The 19,057-nt window shown below is 61.9% G+C and carries 16 protein-coding genes; 8 read left to right on the forward strand and 8 right to left on the reverse strand.

Annotated elements, in window-relative coordinates; all coding sequences use genetic code 11:
- Nucleotides 1–67: 67 nt before the first annotated feature.
- Nucleotides 68–442 carry a DUF7718 family protein gene (locus ACFQEY_RS01215; protein ID WP_379763984.1) on the reverse strand — a complete coding sequence of 125 codons (375 nt, stop codon included), beginning with the start codon at nt 440–442 and terminating at the stop codon, nt 68–70.
- Entirely contained in the window at nt 439–669 is a 231-nt protein-coding gene (locus ACFQEY_RS01220) for a hypothetical protein (RefSeq protein ID WP_379763986.1), read from the reverse strand. The genes ACFQEY_RS01215 and ACFQEY_RS01220 overlap by 4 nt, the downstream gene beginning before the upstream one ends.
- A gap of 550 nt (nt 670–1,219) precedes the next feature.
- On the opposite strand from ACFQEY_RS01220, the gene ACFQEY_RS01225 reads away from it, so the two are divergent.
- The 7 genes from ACFQEY_RS01225 to ACFQEY_RS01255 all read left to right on the forward strand — a co-directional run bounded on the left by ACFQEY_RS01225 (nt 1,220) and on the right by ACFQEY_RS01255 (nt 10,291).
- Nucleotides 1,220–1,435, forward strand: coding sequence for a hypothetical protein (locus ACFQEY_RS01225; protein ID WP_379763988.1), 216 nt, complete (start codon nt 1,220–1,222; stop codon nt 1,433–1,435).
- Between the two features lie 457 nt (nt 1,436–1,892).
- Nucleotides 1,893–4,130 carry a BGTF surface domain-containing protein gene (locus tag ACFQEY_RS01230; protein ID WP_379763990.1) on the forward strand — a complete coding sequence of 746 codons (2,238 nt, stop codon included), beginning with the start codon at nt 1,893–1,895 and terminating at the stop codon, nt 4,128–4,130.
- A gap of 481 nt (nt 4,131–4,611) precedes the next feature.
- The gene (locus ACFQEY_RS01235) at nt 4,612–6,975 is read left to right on the forward strand and encodes a BGTF surface domain-containing protein (protein ID WP_379763993.1); all 2,364 of its coding nucleotides are present in this window, start codon (nt 4,612–4,614) and stop codon (nt 6,973–6,975) included.
- Between the two features lie 264 nt (nt 6,976–7,239).
- Nucleotides 7,240–7,407, forward strand: coding sequence for a hypothetical protein (locus tag ACFQEY_RS01240; protein WP_379763995.1), 168 nt, complete (start codon nt 7,240–7,242; stop codon nt 7,405–7,407).
- A gap of 324 nt (nt 7,408–7,731) precedes the next feature.
- Nucleotides 7,732–8,247, forward strand: a complete 516-nt coding sequence (locus ACFQEY_RS01245) for a DUF7437 domain-containing protein (protein ID WP_379763997.1) — start codon at nt 7,732–7,734, stop codon at nt 8,245–8,247.
- A 7-nt stretch (nt 8,248–8,254) separates the two neighbouring features.
- Entirely contained in the window at nt 8,255–8,797 is a 543-nt protein-coding gene (locus ACFQEY_RS01250) for a hypothetical protein (RefSeq protein WP_379764000.1), read from the forward strand.
- Nucleotides 8,798–9,700: 903 nt separating this feature from the next.
- Nucleotides 9,701–10,291 carry a 50S ribosomal protein L15e gene (locus ACFQEY_RS01255; RefSeq protein ID WP_379764002.1) on the forward strand — a complete coding sequence of 197 codons (591 nt, stop codon included), beginning with the start codon at nt 9,701–9,703 and terminating at the stop codon, nt 10,289–10,291.
- A gap of 1,086 nt (nt 10,292–11,377) precedes the next feature.
- Here ACFQEY_RS01255 and thsB read toward each other — a convergent pair.
- The 3 genes from thsB to ACFQEY_RS01270 form a co-directional block, all read right to left on the reverse strand.
- Nucleotides 11,378–13,024 carry a thermosome subunit beta gene (gene thsB, locus ACFQEY_RS01260; protein ID WP_379765075.1) on the reverse strand — a complete coding sequence of 549 codons (1,647 nt, stop codon included), beginning with the start codon at nt 13,022–13,024 and terminating at the stop codon, nt 11,378–11,380.
- A 1,205-nt stretch (nt 13,025–14,229) separates the two neighbouring features.
- Complete coding sequence (locus tag ACFQEY_RS01265; protein WP_379764005.1) at nt 14,230–14,433, reverse strand: hypothetical protein; 204 nt, start codon at nt 14,431–14,433, stop codon at nt 14,230–14,232.
- A gap of 1,268 nt (nt 14,434–15,701) precedes the next feature.
- On the reverse strand, nt 15,702–16,361 hold the full coding sequence (locus ACFQEY_RS01270; protein WP_379764007.1) for a DUF7504 family protein: 660 nt from the start codon (nt 16,359–16,361) through the stop codon (nt 15,702–15,704).
- Between the two features lie 141 nt (nt 16,362–16,502).
- Between ACFQEY_RS01270 and ACFQEY_RS01275 the strand changes: the two genes are divergently transcribed.
- Nucleotides 16,503–16,652, forward strand: a complete 150-nt coding sequence (locus ACFQEY_RS01275; RefSeq protein ID WP_379764009.1) for a DUF7550 family protein — start codon at nt 16,503–16,505, stop codon at nt 16,650–16,652.
- A 197-nt stretch (nt 16,653–16,849) separates the two neighbouring features.
- On the opposite strand, the gene ACFQEY_RS01280 is transcribed toward ACFQEY_RS01275, so the two are convergent.
- From ACFQEY_RS01280 to ACFQEY_RS01290, 3 genes are all read right to left on the reverse strand, one after another.
- Entirely contained in the window at nt 16,850–17,128 is a 279-nt protein-coding gene (locus ACFQEY_RS01280; protein WP_379764012.1) for a hypothetical protein, read from the reverse strand.
- Nucleotides 17,106–17,708 (reverse strand): hypothetical protein, encoded by a 603-nt coding sequence (locus ACFQEY_RS01285; RefSeq protein ID WP_379764014.1) that lies wholly within the window; start codon nt 17,706–17,708, stop codon nt 17,106–17,108. The genes ACFQEY_RS01280 and ACFQEY_RS01285 overlap by 23 nt, the downstream gene beginning before the upstream one ends.
- Nucleotides 17,709–17,799: 91 nt before the next feature.
- Nucleotides 17,800–18,933, reverse strand: a complete 1,134-nt coding sequence (locus ACFQEY_RS01290; RefSeq protein WP_379764016.1) for an ABC transporter ATP-binding protein — start codon at nt 18,931–18,933, stop codon at nt 17,800–17,802.
- Nucleotides 18,934–19,057: the final 124 nt, after the last annotated feature.

The raw sequence follows: 19,057 nt of genomic DNA on the forward strand, positions 1-19,057 counted from the left end.
ACCAAGTCGCGTACCCGGTCGAAGTGGCTGCTGATGCGTTCGGGCATCGACTCGAACTCTTCGTCGCTCACAGGCCACTCTTGTCTTTCACTTCGTGCCATTTTTCGAACCTCTTGATGCACCCTTCGACGTTCTCGCGTAAATCTTCTTCGGCGGCATCGAACCCCTCGTTCGCCGGGATCGGCGGCGAGACATCTTCCGACCGGATTTTCTTCCCCTCCCGGTAGACATCTCGATGCAGGCCTTCTTCGGTGATGTCATGGCCTCCGGGTGCGTCACGGTCGTGGTCGTAGCGGACGACCTCACACCAGTCGCCCTCCAGCCAGTATTCCAGTTGGATCATGAACTGCGTCACCTCGCCGCGTTCCGTTGAGAACGCGATGCGAAGCTGCACGCGGTCGGCCAGCCGATCCGGCGGCGGCGTCACCTCGTAGTCTGTCATTCCTCATTACACACGACAGCTTGCAGTTTTTCGAGGAGATCCGGATGATATTTCCTGTGCAGATCTACTTCTTCGACCACCTCTTCGTTGATTCGACGGCGAACTCTGAAAATGGCTTGATAGCGTTTTGAATTCTCAACACCCTCTATATCCGCTATTCGTTCCCGTTCGGTGAACGTGATTAGTCCGCGCGAGCGGGTCATGTGTTCACTGTTGGTTGCGGCCATTGCTGTTATGGATTCTTTTACCTTCGTATTTATACTGTATTACGATCTGCGGGGTTCAGTTATCGGTACTCGGCAGCCCAGACCGCAAGTCGCACCGGCGTCGACGTTCGGACCGGCGTCGTCGCTCCGGGCGGTCCGGGCGGTCGGTCGCTCTCGCCGCCGCCCCGTGCCGACGTCTTCGCCGTCGGCTCACTACACGCTCTCTCACCACCCCAATGATTTCTTCTACACTCGCGCACACGCGCGAGCGCTCGGGACGTGTCACCACCATCTTGAACCGAGTCGGTCGGAGCGCTGCGCGAATGCTGCGCCTCGGGCGCTCCCCCATCAGATCGCCCCGATCGGGGGTATATATACTCGTAATCGAGGCGAACCTGCCGCCCCCGGAACGCGGATCGGGCGTCTCAGCCCTCAACGCGGCATTGTCACCGTTTCACACACACCGCACACCCCACAAAGCATTTATATCGACCGCTGCATGTCTCACACGCAACCCCTACCCAAATGACTGCAGTATTAAGTACCGAAAGCCGAGTCCGGTCGCACTCTGATGATGATGTCGGCGGCGACGAAGATCGGGCGCGAGGTGCCGGGAAAGCTGCTGTGGTCGACGCAGACAACACACAACAACAATGACAAACGACAATACATCCACGCGAAAGAAGGCCAGCTCGGTCTTCTTCGCGGCGGTTATGGTCATCTCCATGGTTGCTGTTGGGTTCGCCGGCTTCGCCGGTACCGCAGCAGCGGCGGATTCACCATCTAGTGACACGTTCACTAACCAGAATCCGACTGAATCCACCACGGTGACCCACGACGTAGAGTTTACGGTTGACAATGTTTCTGACGATGGAGACACCGATGATTTCCAAGTCACCCTTCCGGATGAAGGTGAAATCACTGGTGGCCCAGATGATTTCAGCATCGAAAACGACACTGGACAGTCCTTCAGTACCACGTCCGGCCCTTCACTTGCTGATGCAGGTGACGGGACCAACAATGAACTGACGTTCTCTGTCAGTCCTGATACGTCGGCAGACAATCAGACTCTTACTGTCAGCTTTAGCGCTGATGTGACGTGGGAAAATGTCGACAGTAACGTGAATGAGGACGCTCATCTCTCAGTCCAAGATAGTACTAATTCAGACATCACCGACTTCTCACTCGCAACAATTAGCATTACTGATGATGACAATAGCGGAGACAGTAATGTTGATTACGCAGTGAAGGGTGGTTCCTCACAGAACATCTACTACCAGGGACAGGAAATAGTCGCCAGTAGCCTCAGTGATGGAGACTACGTCCTTCGTTCGGTTGACGAGTACGACGGTGATAACGTCTCGTCCAGTACGTTCGAGGGCGAATATACCGCCACTGACGGTGAAATCGAGATTGATACGAGCAATCTCGAATCTAATGATTACTTCCTCCGCGGTGGAGGTCTCGATGAGAATCGAGACAATGTCTTTGAACTGACCGTTCAGGACTTCAGTGCTGAGTGGGACGAGGACACCTACGACACTGGTGAGGAAGCGGCTGAACTCAACGTTGAGTCGCAGCGGAACTCCTACAACGTCAACGTTAGCGCTGACGGCCTTGACTACGAGGAACTCAACGCTATCTTCGGTGACACCGCGATCAATGGTGTCGACCACGACGCGAACTCTGACGACGACGAGATTATCGTCCGGGGTTACCGGGATGACTCCATCGAGGCGAACTTCAGTGCTGCCGACATCGACGCCGGCGACTACGAGTTCGATCTCGAAGTCTACGACACTGAAGCGAGCGACAGTGCCTCGGTGACGATTGAGGAAGAAGACGTCTCGGCTGACTTCGCAGATGGCGTCACCACCACCGCGGCCGGTGACATCACCGAAGTGACGGTCGAACTCGAAGACTCCGACAGCACCTTCGTCAGTATCGGTGGCGAGGATGTCGGCTTCTTCGACGTCGTCTACGTCGAGGATGACGATGACGACGACGAAGTGACCTTCCAGGTCAACACGCGTACGCTCGGTACGAACGCATCTGACGACGCCTACTCCACGGAGGACGATATCGTCGAACCCGATGCGGCCGACAACGGTGCGACGTTCGAAGATGAGGACGGTACTCCCTTCGATAACGCCACGCACTTCAGTCAGGCCTCTGGCGGTCTCGACCAGGGCGATCTGGTGCGGCCGATTCAGGCTGGCGAGTACGACCTGATCGCGAGTAACGGCGAGTTCTCCGTCGACAGCGACGGTGACCTCGTCGTCGAGAACGAACACGACATCGCGACGCTCGACCTCGTCGAGCCGACCGTCAGCGGCGTCACCACGCACACGGCTCCCGCCGATGACACTGACGCCGCCGACGACGTCGAGGAACTCCTCGAAGACGCGACTGCGGTCGAAGACATCGCCCTGGAAGACCGGCTGGTCGTTCAGGTCGAAGCTGACGGTATCGAAGGCTACGTTGCCCAGCAGTCCGGTGAGGACCTCGATTCGCTCAACGAGGGCGTCGACGGTGCAGTCCTCAACGACCTCGTTGACGATGGCAACGAACAAGGCGTGAATTTCGAAGTCGAAGCGACGTCGGCGACTGCGAACCAGGACCCGGCCCAGCTCGACTTCTCGGAGACGACCGTCTACTTCGATGACGGCCAGTTCTTCGTTGTCGCTGACACGAGCAGCGACGACACGTTCGACAAGTCCGTCTCCGACGGTGACAGCTTCGACGTCACCTACGAGTACGTGACTGACGATGATGAGCGCTACCGCTTCAACACTGACTCGCCGCCTGCGTGGAACATCAACGCAAACGCTGACTCGTTCCCGTACTTCGCGGCAGGTGACGACGCGTCCGCGGAAGCCAGCTTCTCGCTGGCGGACCGCGAGGCGACTTTCGACAACGAGAACGCTGACGACCAGGTCGAAGTCGCTGTCAATGAGGAAGCGTCCATCACTGGCACGACGAACGTCGCCCCGGGCACGGACATCAGCGTCCGCCTGCGCTCGGCTTCGGGCGTCTCCCCGCAGTTCATCCTGACGGATGACGACGCGGAGATCTCCGAGGACGGCACGTTCGAAGCGACTCTCGACACGACCGAAGGTGAGGTCGACAACGAAGCGACGCTCCGCTTCCGCGTCGGCAGCTCCAACATCGAAGAGATTGACGCCCTCCTCGTCGAATCCGTCGACGACGGCGAAGACGGTGAGGATGGCGAAGACGGTGAAGACGGTGAAGACGGTGAGGATGGTGAAGACGGTGAAGACGGTGAGGACGGATCCGACGACGGTGAGGATGGATCCGATGACGGCGAAGACGGCTCGGACGACGGGTCCGACGGCACCGATGACGGTGACGATGGAGACGATGGTGACGACACCGACGACTCCACGCCCGGCTTCGGCGCACTCGTCGCGCTCGTCGCCCTCATCGCGGCTGCGCTCCTCGCGACCCGCCGCAACGACTAACGTCGCTGCCGCGCTCGCGACTCGCAGCTACCCAACTATCGGCCCACGCGGGCCGACCCACACGCGGTTTTCTTTATTTGGCTCAATTCCTGAGCGACAGCGATCCTCCGAGCTCTCGTCTCATCGACTGCATCTCGGTCGCGCTTCTCCACCGTCAGCGATCGGTCAGCGTTGAATCCGCGAGCAACAGAACCACCGCGAGAAACCAGTCGTCATCCGCGGCTTTACCTCGAATGCCATCTCACTGATGTGCATTTCGTGATGTGAATTGACACTCCTGAGTTACGCTGTTTGTCATTGATCGTGTTCGCCGCCCTCTTCATTATCCAAAGATGGTTCTTGAGTGCTGAGGCGCTTGGTATCCGGTGTTTCTTGGACATTTCATCCACACAAAGTATTTACCAAAACCGGCTCACATTACACATGCAGATTCCCTCCGTCGCGAAAGCGACCGACGCACTCCAACCACCAACATCACACAATGACAAACACTACCAACACACGCAGAAAAGTCGGTGCGGTCTTTTTCAGTCTGCTCATGGTTCTCTCCATGGCTGCTGTCGGCTTTGCCGGCTCTGCGACCGCTCAAACGAGTAACCCGACCGACGTCGACTTCGTTGTCGACGGCGATACCAACCCCGGTATTGTGTATCAGGGTCAAATTGTCAACGCGGTAGACATCCAAGCTGACACGGGGTACGTACTCCGTTCGGTCGACGAGTACGATGGAGATGACATTAGCTCCAGTACGTTCGAGGCCGAGTACGAAACGAATTCCGACGGCGATCTCACGATCGACACCGATTCCCTCGAATCCGGTGACTACTTCCTTCGTGGGCCAGACCTTGATGAAACACGCGACAACACCTTCGAGCTGACTGTTCAGCAACTCAGCGCTGAGTGGGCAGAGGATACCTACGACTCCGGCGAGGAAGAGGCCGAACTCCAGGTCGAATCGCAGCGGAACAGCTACAACGTCAACATCAGTGCTGACGGCCTTGATTACGACGATCTCGACGATCTGTTCGAGGGCGAAAGCACCGTCAACGGTGTCGACCGCGCCGAGAATCAGGATGACGACGAGATCATTGTCCGCGGGTACCGAGACGACTCCATCGTTGCCGACTTCAGCAACACGGATATCGATGCCGGCGACTACGAATTCAACCTCGAAGTCTACGACACGGAAGCCAGCGACAGCGCGTCGATGACGCTCGAAGAAGAAGATGTTTCGGCGGACTTTGCCGACGGTATCACTACCACTGCGGCGGGTGATATCGCTGAGATCACTGTCGAACTCGACGATTCCGACAGCACCTTCGTCAGCATCGGCGGTAACGACGTTGGCTACTTCGACGTGGTTTATGTCGAAGACGACAACGATGACGACGAAGTAACCTTCCAGGTCAACACGCGGACGCTCGGAACTGATGAAACCGCTAACGCGTACTCCTCGGAAGACGACATCGTCGAGCCCGACGCAGTTAGCGAAGGAGCGTCGTTCGAGGACGATGACGGCGATCCGTTCACCGATACTGCCGACTTCCGAACGAGTTCTAACGGACTCGATCAGGGTGATCTGGCACGGCCGCTCCAGCCGACCGAGTACGACCTGATCGCGAGCAACGGCGCGTTCTCTGTTGACGATGACGGTGACCTCGTCGTCGAGAACGAACGAGATATCGCAACGCTCGACCTCGTCGAGCCGGCTATCGACGGTATCACCACGCACACGGTACCCGCTGGTAGCACGGATGACGCCGACGACGTCGAGGAACTCCTCGAAGACGCGACCGAAAGTGAAGATATCGCTCTGGACGATCGGATGGTCATTCAGGTCGAAGCAACCGGTATCGAGGGGTATATCGCACAAGAGAGCGGGAATGACCTCACGAATCTCAACGAAGGTATCGACGGTGATGTCTTTAACACCCTCGTTGATGACGCCAACGAGCAGGGTGTGAACTTCGACGTCGAAGCCACGTCGGCGACTGCGAATCAGGAACCGGCGGAGCTTAACTTCGCGGAGACGACCGTCTACTTCGGTGACGGCCAGTTCTTCGTCGTCGCTGACACGAGCAACGAGGATACGTTCGACCAGTCCGTCTCCGACGGTGACAGCTTCGATGTCACCTACGAGTACGTGACTGATGACAATCGCTACCGATTCGACGATGCAAACTCCCCGCCGGAGTGGGATAGTACCGACGGTGATGACTCGTTCCCATACTTTGCGGCAGGTGATGAGGCGTCCGCAGAGGCCAGCTTCGATCTGGCGGACCGCGAAGCATCCTTCGACAACGAGAACGCTGACGACTTCGTCGAAGTTGCAGTCGACGAGGAAGCGTCCATCACGGGTACCACGAACGTCGCGCCCGGATCGGACGTAAGTGTGCGCCTGCGCTCGTCTTCGGATGTCTCCACACAGTTCATCCTGACGGATAATGATGCGGAGATTTCTGAGGACGGCACGTTCGAGGCGACGATAGACACAACCGAAGGTGAAGTCGACAACGAAGCGACGCTCCACTTCCGCGTCGGCAGCACCAATATTGAAGAAGCCGATGCCATCCTCGTCGAATCCACTGACGACGGTGAAGATGGATCCGACGACGGAGACGACGGCTCTGACGACGGTGAAGACGGTGACGACGGCTCCGACGACGGTGAAGACGGCACCGACGACGGTGAAGACGGCTCCGACGACGGAGACGACGGCTCCGACGACGGTGAGGATGGAGACGACGGTGACGACACCGACGACTCCACGCCCGGCTTCGGCGCACTCGTCGCGCTCGTCGCCCTCATCGCGGCTGCGCTCCTCGCTACGCGGCGTACCGAGTAACGCAGCAGCGAGACCCCACACTCGCTAACTACCGGCCCACGCGGGCCGACCCACACGCGGTCTTTCTTTATCGCACTGCACCCACCAGCGACAGCGACTGCGACGATCGCACTCGAATGCAGATCGATACCTCGACAGCGACCGATCACGCGTCGTCGAGCAATCGCTCGAGCGACTTGACGAGCCCTCGGCACACCAGTACGATTCACTCCTTCCAGCCTCGGACGCCCGGACAGAGCTCTGCCGGCGGACAAACGCATCCCGGTGACCGACGAGACGCGGACGGCACTCGACGTGCTGAAAGCGCCCGAACAAACGTACGACGACCTCCTGCGGGAACTCGCCACGCAGCGCCGCCGACAGGACCTGAAGCAGCGCTTCCGGGAACTGGAGGACGCGGACCGCGAAGCGTTGACGCCGCTCGACGAGTGATGGCGGACAATCGCCGAGAACTCGGCCGCCGAGTCGCGGCAGCCGACCGCGACGAGCACCGGGACGTCTCCGACGCGCTCGACACCGAGTGACGACCGACAGCCGCGGAGGCGACCCCCTGCGCTCGTGTTGATCGATCTGTGTCCGAACGGTGACTCGCGATAGCGACGGCGAGCACGACGACACTACCGCGACACTACCGCGACGACGACTGCGCTACTCTCGCGCCCACTGCAAGCGGTCGCACCGCGATCGCCACGATCCGCACTCGCCGACAACCGAAGACAAGTCTTATTGCGAGTTGCGTGCAATTCGCAGTTAGAGATGGCCACGAGAGACGCGAATCGAGCGACTCCGCTCGGTACCGGCGGGACCGCGTTCGAACTACTGTTGAACGCCCGCAAAGCGTGGATCTACACGTATCTCCGTCGGCACCCGGAGACGCCAGTCCGAGCGCTCGTCGACGAGCTCGACATTCCACAGCGGACCGTCTACGAGTACGTCGACGAACTCGAGGCCGCGGGCTTCATCGAACAATCCAACGAGGGCCGCCCGGCGACCTACACCGCGCTGGACGTCGACCTCCAACTGATCCAGGGCGACGCCGAACGCCGAATCACTCCCGCGCTCATCGAAGCGGTCGCCCGCGGACAGCGAGACGACGACATCGAGACGTACCTCGATCGACACGGGTTGGACGGGCTCGCCGTCGCCCTCGACTACGCCCGCGAGCACGCGGACGGTTCGGTGACACACCGCATCATGGCCCGCGAGCAATCGATCACACCGATGGAGGCGGGGATCATCCTGGACGCGCTCCGACCGGTCGTCGAGGAGTGACTCCGGGATGAGAAACGACGTGGGAATTCTGCTCGACTCCTCGGTTCTCATCAGTTGTGGACGCCGGGAAAGCACTCGCTTTCAGGCCTTGGCTCGCGAGGCTCGTCAGCGAGACGTTGTCTTCCGGGTTCCACCACAAGTGTACGCCGAAGTAGCCGGCGACCCGTCACTGGAGGCGTATTCACTCTCAGACACCGCTGTCGACGACGCAATCCGAGAGGGCTGGATGAAAGTCACCGAAAGCCCGACGTATTCGGTCGCAGATGTCTCGAAGGTGATGGATCAAGCGCGGGCGTTCATTGCAACGGCGAGTGATCGTCCAGAAGATATTGTAGAGAAGACGGACACGGAGGTGGTTGGATTGGCTCTCGAAATGCTTCATAGCGGAACTGCACGTCGGGTCACAGTTGTCACGAACGATATTCCGTTGGGTGAAGCGGCACGCTCCTTGATACCACAATACGGATATGATCGTGGTCAGGTAACGTGGCTTACAGGTGGAGAACTCGCTGATGAGCTGTCCGAAGATTTCGTCTCTGAATTTGAGTGATAAATCATCGTTGAAACTCGGTGTTCAAGCCGTTGGCGACTCGCCGCCGAGAACCGTGACGTCGCCGACGCGTTCGACACCGAGTGACGACCGACCGCCGCGGAGGCGACCCCCTGCGCTCGTGTTGATCGATCTGTGCCCGAACGGTGACTCGCGATAGCGACGGCGAGCACGACGACACTACCGCGACGACACTACCGCGACGACGACCGCGTCCAGAATTGCACGACTCGGTAGCTATTCGTACCGTGACCGTGTTCAGACTCCCGCCGGCGACGAAGCCAGAGGCACACGCGTCTCGATGGCGCGTCGAACCGATCTCGGTGTGACAGGCGGATCGGTCGTTCGTCGTCGCCGGTTTTCTCCGACCGCAATGGGTCCCTCGGCGAGCTTGACGCACCAGCCGTTCGATGCCAGATTCGCCGAACCCTGCCGAATCCCGCCGACCCCCGCCGCCCGCCGACCCCCGCCGACCCCCGCCGACCCCCGGCTCTAGCCCGAGTGTCAGCTGTCCGCGCGGAGCGATCCGCCTCGGCAGCCGGGGCGCTGTCGGCGTCGAGAGCGTTCCGACGACAGACTCGCCTTGAAGAACGACCGTCGACGAGCGACGCCTTCGACTGTCCTCGGGAACTCACTTCGGTCGTTGCCGTCGGCTGTTATGCACCCGATCGTCTGATCGTGTGCATGCTCTCACTCCCCCGGGCTACCCGCGCGTGCCACCGACACCCACGCGCACGCCGTAGCGAAGCGGTTAAGGGCGAACCGCGGGAAGTACGGGCAACTCGCTGGTGCGGACACAGCGGGCACTCGCCGCCGGATTCGGGGCCGTCGCGGTCCTGCGTCCGGGACGAGACGACATGTGGCCGCCTCGCGGCTGAATCGCAACCGTCCGCGGACACACCAATGGCACGAAGCTTCTACTCGCACATCAAGGACGCATGGCGGTCCCCCAAGGAGGGGAAACTGGCGGAACTGCAGTGGCAGCGCAAACAGGAGTGGCGCGACGAGGGTGCGATCGAGCGCATCGAGCGCCCCACCCGCCTCGACAAGGCCCGCGAACTGGGCTACAAGGCCAAGCAGGGCGTCATCGTCGCCCGCGTGAGCGTCCGCAAGGGCGGCTCGCGCAAGCAGCGCCACAAGGCGGGCCGCCGCTCGAAGCGCCAGGGCGTCAACCGCCTCTCGCGCCGCAAGTCGATCCAGCGCATCGCGGAGGAGCGCGCCTCCCGCAAGTACCGAAACCTCCGCGTGCTCAACTCCTACTGGGTCGGCGAGGACGGCTCCCAGAAGTGGCACGAAGTGATTCTCGTGGACCCCGCCCACCCCGCGATCGAGAACGACGGCGACCTCGGCTGGATCACCTCCGACGACCACCGCGGTCGCGCCTTCCGCGGACTCACCTCCGCCGGCACCAAGGGCCGCGGCCAGCGCACGCGCGGCAAGGGCACGGAGAAGACCCGCCCGAGCGTCACCGGCAACGACCGCCAGGGCAAGTAAGCCGCCCCGTCGCGGTTTCGGTTCGACTTCTCTCGTTTCTCATCTCAGTCGCGTAGTGACGACGCCGACGGAGCGACGACGCCGACGGAGTCGAGTCGAGAGGACCGCAGCGCTCGAACACTCTCGACTAGTCGCTGAACGCTGCTTCTCGGTTGCGTACGGGACAGCGGTGAGCGATAGCGGGAGTAGGGATCGCAGACCGCCGCCAGCGACGTGGTATGTAAACGAACGAGCGCGGCGGCGACGACTGCTTATAACTGACCGAGGGGGTACGGTGGCGTCGCCGGCGCTACGCGCCGGCTGCCAGAGGCGCTCTGCGCCTCGCTGTCGCCGGCGGCGGAGCCGCCGGCTGCAAGCGAGAGCTTCGCTCTCGCCCTGTGCCTCTGAGCGCCCGGTAGGGCGCGAGGAGCCCGCGAGGGACGCCGCGAGCGCCTTTATAAGGCACGAGCGGAGAGGCTGGGGAGGCGTGAGGTGCGGGTGCGGTGCAGTCGGGGTGGGATTCAAAGGGGCAGTCGCCGGCGCTCCGCGCCGGCTGCCAGAGGCGCTCTGCGCCTCGCTGCCGCGACGACTCGGAGGCCTTGCTGCGGTCCTCGTCGCTCACTCCGTTCGCTCCTGCGGTCCTTGCTGCGGCCGCCTTCGCCCTCGCGGCTGGGGCTTTGGAAGTGTTCACCGCGCCAGCACCGATTTAAACCCGAGCGGCTGGGGCTTTGGAAGTGTTCACCGCGCCAGCACCGATTTAAACCCGAGCGGCTGGGGCTTTGGAGGTGTTCACTGCGTCAGCAACGATATATAACCAGCTGCCAGCGACACCACTTTCTCATTTATAAACGACCACCCCAACCCACTGAGATCCATACTCTCGCAGTCGCTCGCCACATGATCGACTGACCGCCGTCGAAACGACTGTCTCACAGACGACGGATTTCAGCGGAGCAAAAAACGAGATCGGGGGAAGGCGAGCGTGCGTGTTCGAGATGCAGTGCGCGGTCGGAACGGGTATGGAGAGCGGTGTGACCTACCGGGAGATCGACCCTCGCGGGTCGCGTTCGCTCCCCGCTCGGTAACGAGGTTCCTACGGAACCTCGCTTACATCGCTCCGCCCATGCCACCCATGCCGCCCATGCCGCCGCCGGGCGCGCCGCCCTCGTCGCCGTCGCCCGCGGTCGACAGGTCGCCCGCGGAGATGATGTCGTCGATTTTCAGGACGAGGTTCGCGGCCTCGGCGGCGGAGGCGATCGCCTGCTCCTTCGCGTGGGCCGTCTCGACGACGCCGGCCGCGGCCGTGTCCTCGACTTCGCCGGAGAAGACGTTCAGCCCGGCGTGTGCGTCGCCGGCCTCGTGGGCCGCGCGCAGGTCGACGAGCAGGTCGATGGAGTCGAGCCCGGCGTTCTCGGCGAGCACGCGGGGAATCAGTTCGAGCGAATCGGCGAATGCCTCGACGGCCAGCTGCTCGCGACCGGAGACGGAGTCCGCGTAGTCGCGCAGCCGGCTCGCGAGCTCGACCTCGATGGCACCGCCACCGGGGAGCGTCCGACCGTCGGAGACGGTCGTCGCGACCACATCGATCGCGTCGTTGATCCCGCGTTCGATCTCGTCGACGACGTGCTCCGTGGTGCCGTAAAGCAGGAGGGTGACGCCGTGAGCGTCCTCGCCTTCGACGTAGAACAGCTCATCTTCGGCGTCGCGCGTGACGGTACCGACCGCGAGGTCGTCGGCGGTGAGCGAGTCGAGGTCGCTGACGATCGGCGCGCCGAGCACGTTCTTGAGGAAGCTGATATCGGACTTCTTCGTGCGACGGATCGCGAGGATACCCTCCTTCGCGAGGTAGTGCTGCGCGAGGTCGTCGATGCCCTTCTGACAGAAGACGACGTCAGCGCCGCTCTCGACGATCTGGTCGACCTTCTCGCGGAGCTGCTCCTCTTCCTTGTCGAGGAACTGCTGGAGCTGGTCGGGGGACTCGACGTTGACGGCGGTGTCGACGTCGGCCTCCTCGACCTCGATCGGGTCGTTGAGGAGGAGAACGTTCGCGTCCTCGAAGTCGGTCGGCATGTCCTCGTGGACCGGGTCCTTGTCGATGACCGCACCGGAGAGCAGCTCGGACTCGCCGGCCGCGCGACCGGTGCGCGTCTCGATGTTGAGGTTCGCAAGATCGACGACGTGCGAGCCGTCGTCGGCCTCGACGGTGACGCCCTGGATGGCGCGGACGACGAGGTCGGCGAGGACCGCTTTGTCGAGCTCCGCGCCCTTCCCCGTCATCGACGTCTCGGCGACGTTCTTCAGCGTCTCCGTGTCGTCGGGCTCGACCGGGGTGGCGACCTCGTCGACCTGCTCGCGGGCGTACTCGCTCGCGAGGGTGAACCCCTTGATGACCGCCGTCGGGTGGATGTCCTGTTCGAGGAGGTCCTCGGCGTTCTTCAGCAGTTCGCCCGCGATGGCGACCGCGCTCGTCGTGCCGTCGCCGGCCTCGTCCTCCTGGGTCTCGGCGACCTCGACGATCATCTCGGCGGTCGGGTTGTCGATGTCCATCGTCTGCAGGATGGTGACGCCGTCGTTCGTGATGGTGACGTCGCCCATCGAGTCGACGAGCATCTTGTCCATCCCTTTCGGCCCGAGCGTCGAGCGTACGGATTCGGCGACGCCGCGCGCCGCGGAGATGTTGTACTCCTGTGCGTCACGATCCTTGACGCGCTGGGCGTCGTCGCCCATGATGATCATCGGCTGACCTTGCTGCATTCGCTGGCTCATACAACGCTTGATTGTTTGTGATTCTATATAAACCCATCGTTGAGTCCCGATCGAGCGTCGGAATGGATGTGACGATTTCGACGTCCAAAACCGCCTGACTTCGCAGTTATCTCGGACGTTTTGTGTGCATAGTTACCATACAACTCGACGACGATCAGGTCGGCCTGAGCGCCTGATTTATATATCCATTTTGAAGCTGGCGAGTTCACCGCGCAGCACACATCCAGCGGCGATCGATTGCGGGAGTAGGGATCTCATTGTGTGGTGGTGATTGTTCATACGTGAGAGAGTGGTGTTGCCGTCGGCTGTTTCTACGTCGTTGCTGTCTCGGTGAACTGCTGTGTTTCTGCCGTTGATTATTTATAAGTTGTCGATGGCGCGGTGAACCCTTCCAAAGCCCCAGCCGCGACGAGCTCGCGGTTTCACCCATCCCTGCATCGATCAGGAGGTGGTCGTTGCTGAACGGCTGTTTCAGTTGCAGAATCGATCTGCTGACTGGGAATTCAACAGCGTAAATTATATCGATTCGTCTGGGAGCACAGCGTGTCACCGCAGCACATCGTCGTCGAATCCGCGACCACGGCGGTGTCGAGCGCGCCCCACTCGCCGTCGGAGAACCTGGTGACTCGGAACTGCTCCGCAGTCGTGTCGACCGCGTCGGGTCGGTCCCGATCGCCGCGGCCAGCGCTCGCGCGAACAAGCGGTATCGCGCCTGCCGTGTCGACAGATCGGGGTCTGCCAGCCGACTGAACCCCTCCCAGACACTCGCCTCCTCGGCCCGGGTGGCGACGTCGAACCGTGATGGGAGCGAAATCACCGAGTCGCTCGCTGCAGCCGCCGACGCTAACCGCTTGGTGGCCGGATCGGTCGTATCGAGCACGATGGTGCCCCGCTCGACGAGCGCATCTGCGCCGTGACTGCCGCCCTCCTGGAACGCAATCTGTGGGGCGGCGTGAATCCGTGCCAGACTCACGGGCGTGTCAGTCACCAGCTGGAAGCGATCGCGATCGCGCCAGCGCTCACGCAGTGTTTCGTCGCTGATCGGGCGTTCCGTCATCTTCGCGCGTGGCTGGCTGTCAAGCGCGCCATCGCTCACCAGTTCGTCCAACGCCTGCCGTGCGTCAGCGATCGTCTCCTGAATTCGCTGCCACCGTCACACCCCGACTGAATCGCCGTCCGTCCGAAGTTGAGCGTCAGATTCCCCTCGGAGACGACGACGCCACCCACGCCGCGTCGTGATCGGTGGTGACGTACAGCTCGTTGCTGTACACGTCGAGGCCCTGATCGGGCGCATGCTCGAGTGCGAGAGACGCGTCCTGGGTCTCGCGCGTCACGCGCACCCGACTGTCAGTGACGGCGTCGAACGGATGTCCCCGATCGACCGGCTCACCGTTCACGACGACTGCAACGTCCGTCCGGTAGGTGAGATACGCAAACCGCTCGCGGAGGCGCTCGTGCTCTTCGAGAACCGCCTCCAGCCGGCTGGTGAGCCCGATGATCCAGTCGAGTCGGGCCTGCGCCCGTGCCGTGGTGGCCCTGGTGTCAGAGGAGGCATCGCCGTGCTTGCTCGACCGACGGGCACAAGCACACTCTTCGAGAAGTGGCGTTCACCGCGTCGGCGTTTCGTATCTTGTCTCAGTAGGTTGGCGGTGAGCCCACCTCCGAAGAATGGTCGAAATCCGCTCCGGTCGACCTGCCCTTGCTACTGTGTCTGGGTTCTTGTGAGTTGAAACCGTGGGATTGGAACCTCGGACTATGCGTGTGTCGGTGGAACGTGTCACGAAGTGACGGCGCGTATCCACGGCCGAAAGGCTGTGGTATTGCGCTTGTCCTGGGTATAAAATGCGTATCAATGAACCGATCTCTGACTGAGAATAATCCCGATCTGATCGCAGAATGGTGAGATACAAGTGGCGATCCGCTGGGGAGTCAGGTGAACCCCACCATGTCGTCGAGTGCGGGCTCGTGGATCAGCGGGCAGTTCCCCCCGCAAGATACGGTGTGTAAACGACTGTAACTGGAGCGACGTCGTGACTGGTGTCTGTTGTCTGCGATGTCTTTGATGGTGATAATGTGAACCGTGCGCCATCATTCAGGAAAATTGCCAGCAAGCGGCGTGGTTTTCAATTGTTGCCGAAGCACACGTTGCTGTGCCGGCTAGTGCTGTGGCCGACTCTTTTCTCTTTTCTGAGAGGTTCCAACTGTAGGTACACCCCAATCCTGTGGGGGTGTATACCCTACATTGAGATCTTGTTTCTCTTTTCGAATGGGTTCTTTGCGGTCAACTTGGTTCTCTCGGTGGTGATCCAGCCGATGGGCTGCACTGGATTTTCGACGTTGCTTGGGGCTCTTCCTGAGGTGCATCCGTTGATGGCTGAGCGCTGCTGCGGCTGTCGGTGTCTCCGGGCGAATGCGTTTCAGCTCTTGGCAAAGAATATATTCCGGACGGGAAAACAAGTGTAACTTCGTATTCATAGGTTTGGATCGAACCGGTTCACCTCGTCATTAGGTCCGACATACTCACAGCCGTATACCCGTCCTTGTGATTACGAGTCGTGAGCGAAACGCCGGTCTCGTGGAGGGCCTCCCGGCCCGAGAGCCCTTGTCGATCATAAAGGCTGGTCGCCGAATGAATGAAGGCGTTCTGGGGGTGTCGTCCGATTCGTCACAGTGGCCACCATTCCGTCGAGTCCGGTCGGCTGACTCGGAACTCCTGCTCGTCGCCGACCCGCCGCGCCTCGATGGTGCGGTCGAACAGCGGGACGAACCGCTCGACGTCCAGCTCGTCGTGGGCCGCCGAATCGATCGTCGCCACCACCGGTGATTCCGCCCCCGCCGACTGCTGAACGAGCAGGTGGACGAACCGGTACACGTCGGTCGACGAGGCGTACATCAACAGCGGAGAAATCGACGACAGCCCCACCGCGAGCTCCCCGGAATCGCATCCGTCGACAAACTCCGTGAACTTCGTCCCGATCGACGTGAGGTTGCTCGGGTGCTGGGCGAACTTGGTGGCGTCGTCGTCCGTCGCCGACCGCCCGAGCGCGTTGGTCAAGCAGTCAACGACCAGCGGATCGTTCGCGCCGTCTCTGTCCTCCGGGTCGCCCGCATCACTCGCGTCACCCGCGTCATCCCCGTTACCCGCGTCACCCTCGCGGAGCATCCGCTCGTGGGTCGCCCGCACGCGATCCGCGGGCTGCAGGGTCGACACGACGAGCGGTCTCGCCGCCCACTCGTGCAGGATCCGGTGGAACAGCCGTCGCCGGCCCGACAGCGTCGCTCCGGATATCAACACCGCCTCGGCGTCGCCGACCAGTATATCCATCAACGAGAACAAATTACGCAACCGACAGATAAGAGTTTCCCAGTCACCCGAACCTTGCCTCGACGACCGCGGTGGCCGTCCCGCATCGTCACCGAATCGCGGTCAGGTGCGTTTTTATATTTCGCCGCGCGAATCGGAGATATGGACGACCACTCACACGAGCCCGACCCGGACGCGCGCGTGACCGCCCCCATGCAGGCGTTCGGCAGCCGCGAGGTCGGCATCGGCGCGGCCGTCACCCTCGTCGGCCTGCTGATCGCCTACGTCATCCCGTTCCTCTTCACGTTCTGAGCCGGCCTCTGTATCCGTCGAGATGACGCGTGAAGGGAGTCACGCAGTCACGTCGCTCTCGGCGCAGTATCAGCCATTGTGCGGTCTACCGTTCTCGATGCCTTCTCGACTCACTCGACTCCCTCTCGACGAACTCCGCGACTGACGGCTTGTCGGTCGTTCGCCGTGTCGTTCCGTCTCTCCACTGGGCCGTCTCGTCACTCCGCCGTCTCGTCTTCGTGTTTAATCTCGTCCGATCGCAGTTCGCGTTCGGCGAATCGACGGATTCGGTCGCGATCGTCGGCACTCACGTCGGCTGCCCGTGCGCTCTCTATCTGGCCATCGACGACCGCGTTCTGCTGGGGGCCCCAGACCGCCGGCGGATTCGCTTCGATGTACTCGACCCATCGGACTACCTGGTCGTATCGCGGGGAACGCTCCGGATCGCCGTCGCTTGCGGGAATCGAACCCTCATCAGACCGATGTGAGTCGTTCATAGCGATCCTCGACGTCGAGTCGTTCGACCCACGTTTCGAGACGGGGACGGGAAAGCGTTTCTCCGAAGAGCGTATACAGGTGGGCGGCGTCCTCGAGGTCCGTTCGCCCCCCGAGTGACAGTTTGACCGCGATCTGAAGTTCCAACGGTCCGATCGGTACCGTGTGGCCGCCGACGTGCGCGTTCACGGCGTTTTCGAGGGAGGCGTCGTCTATCTCGTCGCCCGGGAACTTCACTTCGAGGTGCGGCGTCATCTCGCCCTCGGGTGCGATCCAGATGTTCGTGTCGTTCGCGAGATTCTCGTACATCTCGGAGAGGGGCATCGCGGGGCCCCAGTATCCCTCGCGTTCGAGTTCGGCGACGAGCTCATCGATCCGGTCCGTGGAACATCGTTCGATGAAGACGTCTATGTCTTCCGTCGACCGTGATCGGCCGGCGAGAATGGCGACGTAGCCGGCGACGAAGACGTGGTCGATATCGAACCGAGAGAGGATCGCGGAGAAATCGACTGCGAGTTCGTCGAGCCGGTTCGGAGCGCGGTCGACGACCAGCCCTCGATCGGTGAGTTCGATGCCGGCCATGCGTATCTGTCACTCCCCGAGTTGATAAAATGCATCGGAGACAGCAGATCGACCGGAACGTATCTACGTGGAGGACGCTTCGACCGGACGCTCACCGCGGGTACCACGCCAGCGGGTGGTCTGCCGAGAGGTCCAGGCTCACCGGCTCGTCGAGGTCGAACTCCTCCACGTGGTTGTGCAGGCAGTGGACCACGTCGCCCGACTCCAGTTCGACCCGGTAGACGAAGGAGGGCCCGACGTACTGCCTGGAGACGATGACGCCGTCGGCCAGCTCGGCGCTCGCGGGGGTCGCTCGGAGGTCGTCCGGTCGCACGAGGACGTCGACCGGCGCGCCGTCGTAGACGGTGTCGTACCCCTCCAGCGTGACGGCGTCGAACCGCCCGATCCCCGTCTCGACCTTCCCGTCGTGGAGGTGGCCCTCCAGGAACGACGCCCGGCCGAGGAAGGAGGCGACGAACTTCGACTCGGGTCGCTCGAAGACGGCTTCCGGGCGGCCGACCTGCTCGATCGATCCCTCGTTCATCACCGCGACCCGGTCGGAGATGGAGAGCGCCTCCTCCTGGTCGTGAGTGACGGAGACGGCGGTGACGCCGGCCGCCTTCAGGATCTGTCGGACCTCCTCGCGCATCGCCACGCGGAGCCGCACGTCGAGGTTCGAGAACGGCTCGTCGAGCAGGAGGACATCGGGCTCCGGCGCGAGCGACCGCGCGAGCGCGACGCGCTGTTTCTGCCCCCCAGAGAGCTGATCCGGCGTCTTCTCGCCGTGCTCGGGCATATTGACTAAGTCGAGCAGCTCGTCGACACGGGCCGCGGTCGCGGCCTCGTCGCCGTCGAGACCGAATGCGATGTTCTCCCGGACGGTCAGGTGCGGGAACAGCGCGAAATTCTGGAAGACGATCCCCACGTCGCGCTCCTCGGGTGGTACGAACGCGCCGTCGCCGGCGACCGTCTCGTCCCCGAGGACGACGCTCCCCTCGGTCGGCTCCTCGAGCCCGGCGATGGTCCGGAGCGTCGTCGTCTTCCCGCAGCCCGAAGGCCCGAGGAACGTGAGCAGCTCGCCGGGTCGGACGTCGAGCGAGACGCCGTCGACGGCGGTCTCCGGGCCGAACTCCTTCGTCACGCCCGACAGCGACAACACCGGATCCAGCGACGGGGCGACGTTCGACTCGCTCGCCTCTTCGCCCGATCGCGTCGTTCCGACTGAGTGCGTTTGCGTTTGAGCCATCGATGTGGCGGGCACCGAACCGCTCGGCGTCCCGTAGTTGCCACTACGTATTTTAGGAAGGCCTAAAAGCGTATCGCTCGCTCTCTCGCTGCGGAACCCGTCGAGGGATGACGACCCGGTTCGG

This window comes from Halorubrum trueperi, from assembly GCF_042662525.1.
Taxonomy (GTDB): domain Archaea; phylum Halobacteriota; class Halobacteria; order Halobacteriales; family Haloferacaceae; genus Halorubrum; species Halorubrum trueperi.

What these genes read in the sequence shown, in the direction of transcription:
- ACFQEY_RS01290 (WP_379764016.1), bottom strand. Translation starts at nt 18,933, where the DNA reads ATGGCTCAAACGCAAACGCACTCAGTCGGAACGACGCGATCGGGCGAA.
- ACFQEY_RS01270 (WP_379764007.1), bottom strand. Translation starts at nt 16,361, where the DNA reads ATGGATATACTGGTCGGCGACGCCGAGGCGGTGTTGATATCCGGAGCG.
- ACFQEY_RS01220 (WP_379763986.1), bottom strand. Translation starts at nt 669, where the DNA reads ATGGCCGCAACCAACAGTGAACACATGACCCGCTCGCGCGGACTAATC.
- ACFQEY_RS01245 (WP_379763997.1), top strand. Translation starts at nt 7,732, where the DNA reads ATGGCCACGAGAGACGCGAATCGAGCGACTCCGCTCGGTACCGGCGGG.
- ACFQEY_RS01275 (WP_379764009.1), top strand. Translation starts at nt 16,503, where the DNA reads ATGGACGACCACTCACACGAGCCCGACCCGGACGCGCGCGTGACCGCC.
- ACFQEY_RS01255 (WP_379764002.1), top strand. Translation starts at nt 9,701, where the DNA reads ATGGCACGAAGCTTCTACTCGCACATCAAGGACGCATGGCGGTCCCCC.
- ACFQEY_RS01215 (WP_379763984.1), bottom strand. Translation starts at nt 442, where the DNA reads ATGACAGACTACGAGGTGACGCCGCCGCCGGATCGGCTGGCCGACCGC.
- ACFQEY_RS01285 (WP_379764014.1), bottom strand. Translation starts at nt 17,708, where the DNA reads ATGGCCGGCATCGAACTCACCGATCGAGGGCTGGTCGTCGACCGCGCT.
- ACFQEY_RS01225 (WP_379763988.1), top strand. Translation starts at nt 1,220, where the DNA reads ATGATGATGTCGGCGGCGACGAAGATCGGGCGCGAGGTGCCGGGAAAG.
- ACFQEY_RS01280 (WP_379764012.1), bottom strand. Translation starts at nt 17,128, where the DNA reads ATGAACGACTCACATCGGTCTGATGAGGGTTCGATTCCCGCAAGCGAC.
- thsB (WP_379765075.1), bottom strand. Translation starts at nt 13,024, where the DNA reads ATGCAGCAAGGTCAGCCGATGATCATCATGGGCGACGACGCCCAGCGC.
- ACFQEY_RS01235 (WP_379763993.1), top strand. Translation starts at nt 4,612, where the DNA reads ATGACAAACACTACCAACACACGCAGAAAAGTCGGTGCGGTCTTTTTC.
- ACFQEY_RS01250 (WP_379764000.1), top strand. Translation starts at nt 8,255, where the DNA reads ATGAGAAACGACGTGGGAATTCTGCTCGACTCCTCGGTTCTCATCAGT.